Source organism: Comamonas testosteroni TK102 (assembly GCF_000739375.1).
Classification (GTDB): Bacteria; Pseudomonadota; Gammaproteobacteria; order Burkholderiales; family Burkholderiaceae_C; genus Comamonas; species Comamonas brasiliensis.
The window spans coordinates 4386559-4400522 of record NZ_CP006704.1; the positions used below are offsets into that span (position 1 = coordinate 4386559).

General features: G+C 63.6%; 12 protein-coding genes. 8 read left to right on the top strand and 4 right to left on the bottom strand.

Annotation, left to right across the window (positions count from 1 at the left end):
* Positions 1–22: 22 nt before the first annotated feature.
* The 4 genes from O987_RS19830 to hpaI all read left to right on the top strand — a co-directional run bounded on the left by O987_RS19830 (position 23) and on the right by hpaI (position 4173).
* Complete coding sequence (locus tag O987_RS19830; RefSeq protein ID WP_043374289.1) at positions 23–1015, top strand: Bug family tripartite tricarboxylate transporter substrate binding protein; 993 nt, start codon at positions 23–25, stop codon at positions 1013–1015.
* 177 nt (positions 1016–1192) lie between these two features.
* On the top strand, positions 1193–2347 hold the full coding sequence (locus tag O987_RS19835; RefSeq protein WP_144244951.1) for a sialidase family protein: 1155 nt from the start codon (positions 1193–1195) through the stop codon (positions 2345–2347).
* Complete coding sequence (locus O987_RS19840; protein WP_043374293.1) at positions 2344–3306, top strand: NAD(P)-dependent oxidoreductase; 963 nt, start codon at positions 2344–2346, stop codon at positions 3304–3306. The genes O987_RS19835 and O987_RS19840 overlap by 4 nt, the downstream gene beginning before the upstream one ends.
* Positions 3307–3369: 63 nt before the next feature.
* The gene (hpaI, locus tag O987_RS19845) at positions 3370–4173 is read left to right on the top strand and encodes a 4-hydroxy-2-oxoheptanedioate aldolase (protein WP_043374296.1); all 804 of its coding nucleotides are present in this window, start codon (positions 3370–3372) and stop codon (positions 4171–4173) included.
* Between the two features lie 147 nt (positions 4174–4320).
* On the opposite strand, the gene O987_RS19850 is transcribed toward hpaI, so the two are convergent.
* The 3 genes from O987_RS19850 to O987_RS19860 all read right to left on the bottom strand — a co-directional run bounded on the left by O987_RS19850 (position 4321) and on the right by O987_RS19860 (position 8687).
* Positions 4321–6927 (bottom strand): EAL and GGDEF domain-containing protein, encoded by a 2607-nt coding sequence (locus tag O987_RS19850; RefSeq protein ID WP_003052973.1) that lies wholly within the window; start codon positions 6925–6927, stop codon positions 4321–4323.
* A 168-nt stretch (positions 6928–7095) separates the two neighbouring features.
* A complete protein-coding gene (locus O987_RS19855) occupies positions 7096–7980 on the bottom strand; it encodes an EamA family transporter (RefSeq protein WP_416208150.1) in 885 nt (294 codons plus the stop codon).
* Between the two features lie 152 nt (positions 7981–8132).
* Positions 8133–8687, bottom strand: coding sequence for a hypothetical protein (locus O987_RS19860; RefSeq protein ID WP_003052968.1), 555 nt, complete (start codon positions 8685–8687; stop codon positions 8133–8135).
* A gap of 94 nt (positions 8688–8781) precedes the next feature.
* Between O987_RS19860 and O987_RS19865 the strand changes: the two genes are divergently transcribed.
* The gene (locus tag O987_RS19865; RefSeq protein ID WP_003052966.1) at positions 8782–9135 is read left to right on the top strand and encodes a hypothetical protein; all 354 of its coding nucleotides are present in this window, start codon (positions 8782–8784) and stop codon (positions 9133–9135) included.
* Between the two features lie 63 nt (positions 9136–9198).
* Here the strand turns inward: O987_RS19865 and pmbA are convergent, their stop codons facing one another.
* On the bottom strand, positions 9199–10620 hold the full coding sequence (pmbA, locus tag O987_RS19870) for a metalloprotease PmbA (RefSeq protein ID WP_043004783.1): 1422 nt from the start codon (positions 10618–10620) through the stop codon (positions 9199–9201).
* Between the two features lie 65 nt (positions 10621–10685).
* Between pmbA and yjgA the strand changes: the two genes are divergently transcribed.
* From yjgA to O987_RS19885, 3 genes are all read left to right on the top strand, one after another.
* Positions 10686–11369 (top strand): ribosome biogenesis factor YjgA, encoded by a 684-nt coding sequence (yjgA, locus tag O987_RS19875; protein WP_043374300.1) that lies wholly within the window; start codon positions 10686–10688, stop codon positions 11367–11369.
* Positions 11362–11973 carry a molybdopterin adenylyltransferase gene (mog, locus tag O987_RS19880; RefSeq protein WP_043374302.1) on the top strand — a complete coding sequence of 204 codons (612 nt, stop codon included), beginning with the start codon at positions 11362–11364 and terminating at the stop codon, positions 11971–11973. The genes yjgA and mog overlap by 8 nt, the downstream gene beginning before the upstream one ends.
* A gap of 362 nt (positions 11974–12335) precedes the next feature.
* A complete protein-coding gene (locus tag O987_RS19885) occupies positions 12336–13544 on the top strand; it encodes an ABC transporter substrate-binding protein (RefSeq protein WP_003069356.1) in 1209 nt (402 codons plus the stop codon).
* Positions 13545–13964: the final 420 nt, after the last annotated feature.

Sequence of the window (13964 nt, forward strand, 5' to 3'; positions counted from 1 at the left end):
CATTCACAACAGGAGACAAACCATGAGCAAATCCCGATACATCACCCGCAGGCCCGTACTGGGCGCGCTGGCAGCACTGGCCCTGGCCGGTGCCATGCCGCTGGCACAGGCCCAGGGAAACTTCCCGAGCAAGCCCATCACCTTTGTGGTGCCCTATCCTGCGGGCGGCGCCAATGACATGCTGGGGCGGCTGGTCGGCCAGAAGATGGGGGAGGTACTGGGAACCGCCAGCGTGGTGGACAACCGGCCTGGTGCCGGGGCCTTGCTGGGCGCGGGCATCGTGGCGCGCGCGCCGGCCGACGGCTACACGCTGCTTGTCGGCGGCCTGGCCACGCACGCCGCCAGCCCGCATCTGATCAAGACCGAGTACGACCCCGTCAAGGACTTCGAGCCCATCGGCATGATCGGCAGCGCCCCCATCATCGCCATCACCGCCAACGACTCGCCCTACAAATCGCTCAAGGATGTGGTGGAAGCGGCCCGCAAGGACCCGCAGGCCGTGATGTACGGCTCCTCGGGCAACGGCTCGCCGCTGCACCTGGCCGGCGAACTGTTCGTGTCCATTGCCAAGGTCCCCATGACCCACGTGCCCTACAAGGGCGGCAATGCCCACATCGTGGATCTGATCGGCGGGCGCATTCCGGTCATCTTCGATACCGCGACCAACTCCATGCCCCTGCTGCGCGGCGGCAAGGTGCGCGCCCTGGCCGTGGGCTCCACCACCCGTCTGCCCGAGCTGCCCAATGTGCCGACCTTCGCCGAAGCCGGCTACCCGCAGTTCGAGTTCTCGGCCTGGTACGCACTGTTTGCTCCGTCCAAGACCAGCGCCGATGTCAGCGCCAAGCTCTCCGGTGCACTGGCCAAGGCCCTGAAGCAGCCAGAGGTGGTCTCCAAGCTGCGCGATCTGGGCGTGACCCCGGGCAGCGGCGATGCCACAGAGCTGCGTGCCTTCGTGCCCCGTGAATACCAGCGCGTGGGCGGTCTCATCAAGACAGCGAAGATCAAGGCCGATTGACATGCCCGAGCGGCTATGCCGCTTCCCCGCAGCAGGTGAGACTCCCACGTCTACTCGCTGCGGGGCGGCACGGGCTGCATGGGCGGCACTGGCTATTGCCAGGCCCCATCCATCGGCCCGCACCGCAAACAGGAACATTGAAGACAGCACACTGTCATGACAAACCAAGGAAAACCAATGCTTGATGGATTGCTGCGCCCACATGCCGAGGACCCGGACCGCCTGGTGGCGGACCTGCCTTCGCCCTGTGTGCAGGCCCATGCCGCCAATCTGATGGTGCTGGACGACGGCACCCTGGGCTGCGTGTGGTTCGGCGGCTCCATGGAAGGCCGCTCCGACATCTCGGTCTTCATGTCGCGCCTTGCCCCCGGTGCCGCGCAGTGGTCCGAGCCCACCCAGCTCTCCCACGATGCCGAACGCTCGGAACAGAACCCCGTGCTGTTTCCCGCACCGGGCGGCGAACTGTGGCTGCTGCACACGGCCCAGCACTCGGGGCATCAGAACACCTCGGTGGTGCGCCGGCGCCTGTCTCGCGACCAGGGCCTGAGCTGGGAGCCCACCGAGACGCTGGCCGATGCCCCAGCCGGCACCTTCGTGCGCCAACCCATCCATGTACATACGGACGGCAGCTGGCTGCTGCCGGTCTTCCACTGCCGCGCCCAGCCGGGCCAGGCCTGGGACGGCAGCCTCGACGACAGCGGCGTGCTGCGCTCGGCAGATCAGGGACGCAGCTGGCAGCGCATTGCCGTGCCCGGCAGCCTGGGCTGCGTTCACATGAACATCGTGCAGGCTTCGGACGGCGGCCTGCTGGCGTTCTTTCGCAGCCGCTGGGCCGACCATGTCTACCGCAGCCGCAGCGACGACGGCGGCCTGAGCTGGCAGGAGCCCGAGGCCACGGAGCTGCCGAACAACAACTCATCCATCCAGGCCCTGCGCCTGGCCGACGGGCGTCTGGCCATGATCTTCAACGCCAGCAGCGCCGCCGATGCCACGCAGCGGCGCGAGTCGCTGTATGACGAGCTGGGCGACAGCTCGGCAACGCCGGCCAAGGCTGCAGCCGGCGAGCGCCGCGCGTTCTGGGGTGCTCCGCGTGCGCCCATGACGCTGGCCCTGTCGGCCGACGACGGTCTGAGCTGGCCCTGGCAGCGCAACCTCGAGGTGGGCGACGGCTGGTGCATGAGCAATGATTCCGAGCGCGGCCGCAACCGCGAATATTCCTACCCCTCCATCCGCCAGGGCGCCGACGGCGCGCTGCATCTGGCCTATACCGTGTTCCGCCAGCATATCCGCCATGTGCGCGTGCAGCCGGACTGGGTGAACGAACAAGCATGACCACAACCTCCACTTCATTCAATGTTCTCGTCACCGCCGAGCACTGGGCGCCCGAAGCCCAGGCCGTGGTGCAGCAAGCCGGCGGACAGATCCATTTCATGGCCGAGCCCATCACTGCGCAAAGCCTGGCCCAGCAGCTGGCGCAGACCGGCGCCCAGGCCCTGGTGCTGCGCGGCTCCAAGCCTGTGAGCGCCGCCGTGCTGCGGGCGGCCCCCGCCTTGCGCATCGTGGCCAAGAACGGAGCCGGCGTGGACAGCGTGGACATGGAAGCTGCGCGTACCCAAGGCGTGGCCGTGGCCGTGGCACAGGCCGCCAATGCCCCTGCTGTTGCCGAGCATGCACTGGCGCTGATGCTGGCGCTGGTGCGCCAGTTGCCCCAGCTGGACCAGCAGGTGCGCGCCGGCGGTTGGGCCGGCAGCAACTGGCAGGGCCGCGACTTCCGCGGCTCCACGGTGGGCATCGTCGGCTATGGCGCCATCGGCCGCGCCACCGCGCAGCTGGCTGCGGCCCTGGGCGCCAAGGTGCTGGTGCTGCGCCCCGCAGGCCAGGCAGACGACTTTGACTGCGAACCCGACCTGCGCCGGCTGCTGCCCCGCGTGGACATACTGAGCCTGCACTGCCCGCTGACCGAGCAGACACGCGGCCTGATAGGCGCGAACGAACTGGCGCTGCTGCGCCCGGGCAGCCTGCTGATCAACACGGCACGCGGCCCCGTGGTCGACGAGGCCGCACTGCTGGCGGCACTGGAAAGCGGCCATCTGGGTGGCGCCGGACTCGACACCTTCGACATCGAGCCGCTGCCCCAGGGCCATCCGCTGGCCCGGTTGCCGCAGGTGCTGCTGACGCCGCATGTGGCCGGCGTGACGCGCCAGGCGGCGCTGCGCGTGGCGACGCTGACCGCCGCCAATATCGTCGACCACCTGGCAGGCAGGCCACTGCCCGCCGGCCACCTGCTGTGAACCAGTGCCTCCTGCATCGCCGTGGCCCCATGCCACGCCATGAATAGTCAAACCGAGAAAAGCATGCCTGCATACAACCCGTTCAAGACCGCCCTCTGCGCCCGCCAGCCCCAGATCGGACTATGGCTGTCCATGGCCGACCCCTATCTGGCCGAAGCCGCCGCCACCACGGGCTATGACTGGCTGCTGATCGACGGCGAGCATGCGCCCAACGATCTGCGCAGCACCCTGGGCGCCCTGCAGGCAGCAGCCCCGCACCCGGCCCAGCCCGTGGTGCGCGTGGTGGAAGGCAGCACGGCCCTGATCAAGCAGATGCTGGACATCGGCGTCAAGACGCTGCTCGTGCCCATGGTGGACACGGCAGACCAGGCCCGGGCCATCGTGGCCGCCACGCAATACCCGCCCCTGGGCGTGCGCGGCGTCGGCAGTGCCGTGGGACGCGCCTCTCAATGGAGCAGCCGCACCGACTATCTGAATGTGGCCGACGACGAGGTCTGCCTGCTGGTGCAGGCCGAGACCACCACAGCCCTGCAGAATCTCGAAGCCATCTGCGCCGTGGATGGCGTGCATGGCGTCTTCATAGGCCCGGCCGACCTGGCCGCCTCCATGGGCCACCGCGGCAACCCCGGCCACCCTGAAGTGCAGGCTGCCATCGAGGCGGCGATGCGGACCATCATTGCCAGCGGCAAGGCGGCAGGTACGCTGACCTCTGACCCCGCGCTGGCACAGCGTTACCTGGATCTGGGCTGCAGCTTTGTGGCCGTGGGCGTGGACCTGCTGATGTTCGTGAACGCCGCGCGCAGGCTGCGCAGCCAGTTTGCCGGCGCAACCGTCGCCGCTCCGGCTCGGCCTGGTGCGGCCTACTAAAGCCAGGTAACCGGCGCAGCAGCCTCGGCCGGGCCCGCACCGGCCTGCAGGCTGCGTTGTCGTCAATCATCAAGTCAGCCAGATGTGAGACTGCCAAGCCCCACATCCCAGCTGACGCGCCTCATGCACCTGCCAGCAGCGGCAAGTTCATGCGGCCATGGCACCGTAGGCCGTCTGCACCGGGGAGGCTGCGTTGGCAGCCAGCCAATGCTCGAACTCCTGCGGCGCCAGCGGCCTGGCGAACAGAAAGCCCTGTGCCACCGGATAGCCCTGCTCGCACAGCATCACGCTCTGCGTCGGCGTCTCCACGCCTTCGGCCACCACGGTCAGGTGCAGGCTCTTGCCGATGCCCAGGATGGCACTGCTCAGTGCCCGGGCCGCTTCGTCGTGCTCAAGATCGGCCACAAAGCTGCGATCGAGCTTGAGTTCGCTGACCGGCAGTCGGCGCAGATAGCTGAGGCTGGAATAGCCGGTGCCGAAATCGTCCATGGACAGACGCACGCCATGTGCATGCACCTCGTTGATGGTCTTCATGGTGCTGGGATTGGTGTCCAGCAGAATGCTTTCCGTCAGCTCCAGGGTCAGATCCTGCGGCACCAGGTCGTTGCGGTCCAGCGTGTCGGCGATCATCCGCGGCAGGTCCAGGTTGTGAAAACTCGATGGCGACAGATTGACCGACACCGCAGGGACTTCCAGCCCCTTGGCACGCCACTGCGACAGCTGGCGGCAGGCCTCCTCCAGCGCCCAGCTTCCCAGGTCGGCAATCAGCCCGCATTCTTCGGCCAGCGGGATAAAGCGGGCAGGCGAAATCTCGCCCAGCTCCGCATGGCTCCAGCGCGCCAGGGCCTCCACGCCATACAGACGGCCGGTGGCCATCTCGATCTGGGGCTGATAGTGCAGGCGCAGGCCACCGCTTTTGAGCGCCTTGCGCAGTGCAGTCTCCAAGGCCAGTCGCTCCTGCGCCAGACGGTTCATTTCGCTGCTGAAGAAGCAGAAACGGCCCCGCCCCTTGCTCTTGGCCTGGTACATGGCCATGTCGGCCCTGTGCACCAGGGTCTCCATATCCCGGCCATCCGAGGGGAACATGGCTATGCCGATGCTGGCGGAAATGGCCAGCGAGGTATCGGCAATGTTCAGGGGCTCGGCCAGCAGCTCCTGCAGGCGTTCGATGGTATTGGCCACATATTCCGCATCGCAGTGCGGCAGCACGGCCACGAATTCGTCGCCCGACAGGCGCCCGGCAATATCGGAGCTGCGCAGCACGCGCTGCAGTCGCGCCGCGACACTGCGCAGCAGTTCATCCCCCACAGGATGGCCCAGAGAGTCATTGACCTGCTTGAAGCGGTCCAGATCGATGAACAGCACGGCCAGTTGCGCATCGTGGGTCGCGGCCGAGGCAATCGCCTGATCGGCCTTGGCCTGCAGCAGGCTGCGGTTGGGCAATCCGGTCAGGCCGTCGTAGAAAGCCAGCTGGCGGATGCGTGCGCGCGACAGTTCGCGCTCCAGGGCCAGGGCACAAAGGTGGATGCAGGCATCCACGAGCTGCTGGTGAAACGCCGAGGCGCCGCCCGTCAGCGGCTCCCGGTAATAGAACGCGAAAGTGCCTATCGGCTTGCCCTCGCTGTTGCAGATAGGCGTGGACCAGCAGGCCTTGAACCCCAGCGGCAGGATCAGGTGCCTGAAATCAGCCCACAGCGGATCCTGCCCGATATCGTCCACCTGCACCGGCGCATTGAGCCATGCCGCGGTTCCGCAGGAGCCCACTTTCGGGCCTACGGCCAGTCCGTCGAGCAGCGCCGAATAAGACTGGGGCAGGCTTGGCCCGGCCAGAGGATGAAGCAGACCCTGGGCATCGACTTCGAGAATCGATGCCGTCACCTCGGGCGCGATTCTCTCGACTTCCAGGCACACCATCTCCAGCACCTCCACCAGTGGCCGCTCGCGCGCCATGGCTTCCAGCACGCGGTGCTGCAGGGCCTCGTGCATCTTGGAGCGGGTGATGTCGGTCAGCATGGACACCGTGTACTGCCAGCAACCGCCCGCGTCGAGGATGGGGTTGCTGATGACTTTGGCCCAGTAGCGCTGGCCGTGCTTGCCGACCACGATTTCCTCGCGCCCTACGGGCTGGCCGGCGCGCAAATCCGAACGGTAACGATCCACGAAAGTCTCGGACACCTGAGGTGCCAGCAGGGCAATCGGCGTGCGTCCCGCCACCTCCTCGGTGCGCCAGCCGAACATGCGCGTGAAGCCGCCGTTGACATGCACGATGCGCGAGTTTCCGTCGCTGATGACGACTGCCGTATCGGAGGCATCGGCCACCAGGGACAGGCGACGCAGATGCTCCTGCTGCGCCTGCTCCAGGGCACGCCGCTGGGTGACGTCGGTGGCGATCTTCAGGATATGCGCCACCCGCCCCTGGGCATCCATCACCGGTGAATAGGTCGCCTCCAGCCAGCAACTGCTGCCATCGCTGCGCAATCGCTCCACCACGCCGGAATAAGCATTGCCCGCGCACAGATGGGCCCAGATTTCCCGATATCTGGCACTACCTGCCAGTTGGGCAGAGCAAAAGCTGCGGTGCGCACGACCCAGACACTGCTCACGCGTCAGGCCCATGAGCTGCAGATAGTTGTCATTGGCGCGGCACAGCACCCCATCCAGGCCGAACTCGGCCATGGCCATGACCCGATCCAGAGCCTGCAACCGGGCCAGCTGCAGCTCTGGAGGCATCGCGCCAATATCTCCCTCACGCATCATTATTCCTTTGCATGTTCACATCCTGGGCCGGCTCGAATCCGGGATGGAAAGTCATGCTTTTATATGAATGCCAGCAATAATAATGACGAATACGAGATTCAATATTCGTGATTCAAGCCGAGTGATCAAAAAAACCGGGATCGACAACAGTTCCTGACCTGCAACTCAACGCCGCCATCTGCCGCCAAACTGGTTGACCACCATGCCCAGCAGAACGCCCAGCGTACCCAGCCATTGCAGGCCGTTGGGCGACTCTCCCAGCAGCAGCATGGCCGAGAGCAAACCGATCACCGGCACCAGCAGGGACAAGGGGGCCACGGTGCTGGCGGCGTAGCGCTGCAGCAGCCGGGTCCACAGGCCATAGCCCAGCAAGGTGGACAGAAAGGCCAGATAGGCGATCACCCCCAGCTCGCTCCAGCCTATGGAGCCCAGCTGCGCAGCAACAGAATCCGTGCCATCCACCCAGACCGACAGCGCCAGCAGCGGCAGCATGGGGAAGACGCTGGTCCAGACGATGAAGGACACAGGCTCATAAGAGCCTTGCCGGGCCGCCACGCGCGTCAGCAGATTCGAGCCGGCCCACATGGCCGCGGCGCCCACGGTCAACACAAAGCCGACCAGGGTCATATCCGATGCCCCCTCACCATGGGCGGCGCCGATCAGCAGCAGCCCTGCGAGAGCGATGAGCAAGCCCAGCCATTGCCAGCGCTGCGGCTTTTCCTGCAGGAACGCAGCCGCCAGCAGCATGGTGATGAAGGCCTGGGTTTGAAGCACCACGGATGCCATGCCGGCAGGCATGCCCAGCTTCATGCCGGTAAACAGCAGGCCGAACTGCCCTACCCCCTGAACCAGCCCGTAGGCGGCCAGCAAGCCCCAGGAAAGATTCTTGGGCGGGCGCACGAACAGCAGAAACGGCAACGATGCGGCGGCAAAGCGCAGCGCGCACAGCAGCAGCGGCGAGAGCTTGGCCAGCCCCCACTTCATGACCACGAAATTAAGACCCCAGACCACGATGACGATGATGGCGCTGAGCCAGTCCGGACGGCTCATGCCGGAGGTGGGCGAGGATGCAGAACTCATGACACTGACGACTGTTGTTGGATTTTCCCGATCAAGCCCCTAGTATGACTTGCCATCCGTCCAGCTGCCGACGAAGAGGGCAAATCGGACAAGCGTCCCGCCGCCAGCCGCAGGCAATGGCGTTACTTGAGCAGATAGCGATCCATCTTGATCGGCAGCATGAGCAAGGCCTTGAAGGCATACAGCACGATCAGGGTCCCGCTGAAGTCGCCCACAATCATCACCAGAAGCTGGTCCAGCTGGAAGCCATCCCCTCTGACGACGGACCAGGCCTGGTGCAGCAAGGCATTGCTCAGCCCGTAGATCACACTGAGCCACAGCAGGCGCTGCGGCGTGAGATGGCTGAGGGTGCGGCCGAGCCCCATCCATTTGCGGGCCGCGCAATAGGTGCCATAAGGGGCAAGCGTGGCCATGATGCCGCCCGCAAAAGCACGCAAGCCGTCATCGGGGAAGAAGTAAAAGTTGCAGACCAGCCATGACACGAGAAAAAGCCCGACCACGCCCGCTTCCGCAAAAAGCAGGGTACAAAGTAAACGCGCACCTGCAGGCAGGTAAATCCAGTTGACGCCTCTGACAAACTCCAGTTCGGAGAAAATCCACTGATTCAAGGCCAGCATCGCCAAGAACAGCAAAGCCGTGATTACCGCCACCGAAAATTGCGTCCAAATGTTCTTCATGCGCTGCTGCCGACCCTGTTCACTGTCTGCGCAGTATTATGAGTGCCGTTTACTCGCTCTTCATTAGCGGCACGTCGTCTGTTTTTGCCTTCTCATGTCAAAGTCCCTGTCTGCCGATATCTATTTACGCTTTCTGCACCTGGCAGCGACCATCCGCAACCTGCCGATGCTGCCTGCACTGGACCCGCTGGAAGAGCGCCTGCTGGAGCAGATTGCCAATGCCGGCACGCGCCAGGAGCGTCTTTGCGTCCGGGACCTGATGGCCCAGCGTGAACTGGGCTCTCCAGCCACGATTCACACCCGCCTGAAGTCCATGCGTCAAAAAGGCTGGATTTTGCTGGCCGATACCGAAGATGCCAGACGCAAGCAGATCGAGCTCAGCGCCGATGCGCACAAGCATTTCGAGAAGCTCTCGCACTGCATTGTTCAGGCAGCCACCGAGAGCTGATGCAGACACAAAAAAAGCAGCCACCGGCTGCTTTTTTCATGGAGCGTCGGTGCTCTACGGCGATCAGCTGCCCGCCACCTTCATGCGATTGACAAGAATGGAGCCCACGGTCTTGGCACCGTAGTTATAGGCATCGGCTCCGATGGCCTCGATGCCCTTGAACATGTCCTTCATGTTGCCAGCAATCGTGATTTCGTCCACGGGGAAGGCTATCTCGCCGTTCTCCACCCAGAAACCGCTGGCACCGCGCGAATAGTCGCCGGTCACATAGTTCACGCCCTGGCCCATCAGCTCGACCACGAACAGACCCGTGCCCAGCTTCTTGAGCATGGCGTCCAGATCGTCGCCCGCCTTGGTGCGGCGCGAAGTCATGACCAGATTGTGCGAACCGCCGGCATTGCCCGTGGTCTTCATGCCCAGCTTGCGCGCCGAGTAGCTGGACAGGAAATAGCCTTCCACACGGCCGGCATCCACCACCTTGCGGGCCTGCACGCGCACGCCTTCCTCGTCGAAGGGCGAGCTGCCCTTGCCACCCAGGACGAAGGGGTCTTCCTCGATATCGATGTGTTTGGGGAAGATGGGCTTGCCCATGGAGTCCAGCAAGAACGTGCTTTTGCGATACAGCGCGCTGCCGCTGACGGCCTGCACGAAGCTGCCCAGCAGGCCGGCGGCCAGGGGCGACTCGAACAGCACCGGGCATTCGATGGTCGGAATCTTGCGGCTGCCCAGACGGCTCAGCGTGCGCTCTGCGGCATAGCGGCCCACGGCCTCGGGCGAGGCCAGATCGGCCGCATTGCGCATGGAGCTGTACCAGTAGTCGCGCTGCATCTCGCCGTTCTTGCCGGGCAGCTTGGCGATGGGCGCCACCGACATGCTGTGGCGCGAGCTGGCGTAGCCGCCGCGAAAACCGTTGGTATGGGCCGTGAAGAAATGGCTTTGCTGGGCCGAGACGCCCGCACCCTCGCTGTTGCTCACACGGCGGTGGGTCTTGAAGGCGGCCTCCTCGCAGCGCAGCGCCATCTCGGCGGCCTGCTCGCTGGTAATGTCCCAGGGGTGGAACAGCTCCAGATCACGGTGCGTGCCGGGCAACGCGATATCGGCACTGTCGGGCAGGCGGGCAAACGGGTCTTCGGCCGTGAAGCGCGCGATGTCGTAGGCGGCCTGCACGGTCTGCTTGATGGCGGCCTCGGAGAAGTCCGAGGTGCTGGCATTGCCCCGGCGCTGGCCCAGATAGACGGTCACGCCCAGCGACTTGTCGCGGTTGCGCTCCACGGTCTCCAGCTGGCCCTTGCGCACACTGACCGACAGGCCGCAGCCTTCGGAAGCCTCGGAGCCTGCGTCCGTCGCACCCAGCTTCTTGGCGTGGCTCAGGGCCTGGTCCACCAGGCCTTCAAAAAAGGCTTGGCTGAAGCTGAAACCGGCTTGCGGTGCGGATTGGGCCTGTGCACTGGAAGTGCTTGTATTGCTGGAGCGAGGTTTTTTCATAGCGGCGGATATGATAGCCGCCACTGCGGCGCCCTCTGCGCTGCCACCGATATTGCCCCCTTACCATGTCACGCAAACCCACCAAAGGCTATTTTGTTCGCGGAAAGTTCGTTGCCGAAGGCAGCGAGCTGGACCTTGAACTGAAGGCCGAACTCAAAGGCACTTACGACTCCACCAAGACCGACCTCAAGCGCGAAAGTGATGCGCTGCAGGATCTGGGCAAGGAGCTCATGACGCTGCGCAGCGACCTCTTCAAGCGCCTGCAGCTGTCCGACCAGCTGATCGACGCGCTGGCCGAGGCCAAGCGCATCACCAACTTCGAAGGCAAGCGCCGCCAGCTCCAGTATGTGGGCAAGCTCATGCGCAAGCTGACGCCTGAACAGGTCGCCGCGGTCAAGCAGGCACTGGACGAGCAGCGCAATGGCTCGGCCAGCGAAAAAATGTCGCTGCAGGTGGCCGAGCAATGGCGCGACCGCCTCATCGTCGAGGAAGCGGCCCTGTCCATCTGGCTGGAACATTTCCCCGGCTCCGACGTGCAACAACTGCGCTCGCTGATCCGCCAGTCGCGCAAGGACATCGAGAAAGCCAGGGAACAAGCCGCCGCAGCGGCCGCTGCTGCCGGCCCCGATGCCGAGCCCAAGGAAGTCAGCAAGGGCCGCGCCTACCGCGACCTGTTCCAGCTGGTGCGCGAGCAGCTGGCCAGCGCCGGCAAGGCCGATGCGGCTGCCGAGGACGACGGCGATGAGTGATGCGCCCGTATATCTTCACGATGCCGTGAAGATCGGCATTGTCTCCATCAGCGACCGCGCCAGCAGCGGCGTCTATGAAGACAAGGGCCTGCCCGCGCTGCAGGACTGGCTGTCCAGGGCGCTGAAGAATCCCTTAGCGTTCGAAGCGCGCCTGATTCCCGACGAGCAGGCCGGCATCAGCGCGGCCCTGATCGAGCTGGTAGATGCGGGCTGCAGCCTGGTGCTGACCACCGGCGGCACCGGCCCCGCGCTGCGCGATGTGACGCCCGAGGCCACCCTGGCCGTGGCCCACAAGGAAATGCCGGGCTTTGGCGAGCAGATGCGCCAGATCAGCCTGGCCTTTGTGCCCACCGCCATCCTCTCGCGCCAGGTGGCGGTGATACGCGGCAGCAGCCTGATCATCAATCTGCCGGGCCAGCCCAAGGCAATTGCCGAGACGCTGGAAGGACTCAAGGACGCCGACGGAAAATCCAAGGTCAACGGCATTTTTGCCGCCGTGCCCTATTGCATCGACCTGATCGGCGGCCCCTATCTCGAGACCCATGACGAGATCTGCAAGGCCTTCCGCCCCAAGACCGCGATTCGCGCGCCCCGCACGGCATAGCCTGAAGCGCCGGGTGCAATCCCTGCCAAAACATCTACCAAAGCAGCCTACGGGCTGCTTTTTTCATGGCGCCGGCGCGGCATCCGTGCCGCCGGTATCTCGCTGCAATCGCTATCATAATAAAAGCGTGTTACGCCTTTCATTCATTGATTTCAGCAATAAAACCATCTGAAATCTATTAAAGGTAAGCGATATAAGCTATCAATATAGGTATATCCCTTGGGATTTCCCGCAAGTGCTTGCCCCGATGCCAGACGCATGGGCCGCCCCTAGCATGTTTGCTGCGATGCAGCGACGGCGGCCACCCGCCGACCGGACGCTGCACGCTCTCTCCACATTTCTCATAATTTTCAGGAGACTCCATGCATCGCTTGTCCCAGTCTGCGCCCACTGCTTCCCTGCTGGCTCTCGCCCTGACGGCGGCCTTCGCGGCTCCCGCCATGGCACAGGAAAAAGTCAAGATCGGTTTCATCACCGACATGTCCAGCCTTTATGCCGATGTGGAAGGCAAGAACGGTGCCGTTGCCATACAGATGGCAATTGACGACTTTGGCGGCAAGGTGCTGGGCAAGCCCATCGAGCTGCTCACGGCCGACCACCAGAACAAGGCCGATATCGCGGCCAGCAAGGCCCGCGAATGGATAGACACCCAGGGCATCAGCCTGGTGTTCGGCGGCACCAACTCCGCCACCGCCCTGGCCATGGCCAAGGTCGCGCAGGAGAAAAAGCGCGTCTTTATCGACAATGGCGCGGGCAGCTCGGCCCTGACCAATGAACAGTGCAGCCCCTATACCGTGCACTACGCCTTCGATACCGTGGCCCTGGCCAAGGGCACGGGCGGCGCCGTGGTGGACACGGGCGGCAAGAGCTGGTTCTTTGTGACGGCCGACTATGCCTTCGGCCACGCCCTGGAAGCCGACACCAGCAAGATCATCGAGGCGCGCGGCGGCAAGGTGCTGGGCTCGGTCAAGACACCACTCAACGCCAGCGACTTCTCCAGCTTCATGCTGCAGGCCCAGAACAGCAAGGCGCAGATTCTGGGCCTTGCCAATGCGGGCGGAGACACCATCAACTCCATCAAGGCGGCCAAGGAGTTCGGCGTCACCAAGAACATGAAGCTGGCCGGCCTGCTCGTCTTCTTCAGCGACATCCACAGCCTGGGCCTGAAGAACACCGAAGGCATGCAGTTCACCGCCCCCTGGTACTGGGACATGAACGACGGCTCGCGCAAGTTTGCCGACGCCTTCATGGCCAAGACCCAGCGTCGCCCCAGCGAGATCCAGGCCGCCGACTACTCGGCCACCATGAACTACCTCAAGGCCGTGGAAAAAGCCGGCACGCTGGATGCCGACAAGGTCATGGCCACCTTGAAGAGCACCAAGATCGACGACTTCTTCGGACAGGGCTATATCCGCGAAGATGGCCGCTATGTGCACGATATGTACCTGATGCAGGTCAAGTCGCCGGCAGAGTCCAAGGGCACCTGGGACTATTACAAGATCATCAAGAAGCTGCCGGCCGAGCAGATCTGGACCACCAAGGCCGAAAGCAAATGCCAGTACTGGCGATAAAGCGGATTGGCATGGACCGAAAAAACATGGGAGCTCAGGCTCCCATGTTTTTTACTGCCTTGTGCAGTGCGAATAGCAAGCCAGGGCTGCGCCGCCTGAAAACTCCGCCGCTGAAATCAATGCGCCAAAAATACCAAATCAATGAATAAGTCACATATTTAAAACATAAATTACAAAATAAAACATTGAAATGTTCATCGAATTATTTTGCTATCAACTTAAAAGCATCAATCCTTTTTCAGTCATGCTTTTCATTCAATTTTCAACAAAAAACATCCTGCATCACCCAGGACTTATCGGTTATTAACAAAACACCTGGATGCAGCCTATTGCGCTATTGGCATTTGTGCTGAGTCAATAACTGGTTACCACGCCATGTTTCGGGTTGGACAGTCTCGTTGGGCCATGGTCAATAGAGCT

Bases quoted from the DNA above. Each gene is read 5' to 3' on its own strand.
- O987_RS19830 (WP_043374289.1), top strand. From the start codon at position 23: ATGAGCAAATCCCGATACATCACCCGCAGGCCCGTACTGGGCGCGCTG.
- O987_RS19865 (WP_003052966.1), top strand. From the start codon at position 8,782: ATGTCAAAGTCCCTGTCTGCCGATATCTATTTACGCTTTCTGCACCTG.
- O987_RS19885 (WP_003069356.1), top strand. From the start codon at position 12,336: ATGCATCGCTTGTCCCAGTCTGCGCCCACTGCTTCCCTGCTGGCTCTC.
- O987_RS19850 (WP_003052973.1), bottom strand. From the start codon at position 6,927: ATGCGTGAGGGAGATATTGGCGCGATGCCTCCAGAGCTGCAGCTGGCC.
- mog (WP_043374302.1), top strand. From the start codon at position 11,362: ATGAGTGATGCGCCCGTATATCTTCACGATGCCGTGAAGATCGGCATT.
- hpaI (WP_043374296.1), top strand. From the start codon at position 3,370: ATGCCTGCATACAACCCGTTCAAGACCGCCCTCTGCGCCCGCCAGCCC.
- O987_RS19860 (WP_003052968.1), bottom strand. From the start codon at position 8,687: ATGAAGAACATTTGGACGCAATTTTCGGTGGCGGTAATCACGGCTTTG.
- O987_RS19840 (WP_043374293.1), top strand. From the start codon at position 2,344: ATGACCACAACCTCCACTTCATTCAATGTTCTCGTCACCGCCGAGCAC.
- O987_RS19835 (WP_144244951.1), top strand. From the start codon at position 1,193: ATGCTTGATGGATTGCTGCGCCCACATGCCGAGGACCCGGACCGCCTG.
- yjgA (WP_043374300.1), top strand. From the start codon at position 10,686: ATGTCACGCAAACCCACCAAAGGCTATTTTGTTCGCGGAAAGTTCGTT.
- O987_RS19855 (WP_416208150.1), bottom strand. From the start codon at position 7,980: ATGAGCCGTCCGGACTGGCTCAGCGCCATCATCGTCATCGTGGTCTGG.
- pmbA (WP_043004783.1), bottom strand. From the start codon at position 10,620: ATGAAAAAACCTCGCTCCAGCAATACAAGCACTTCCAGTGCACAGGCC.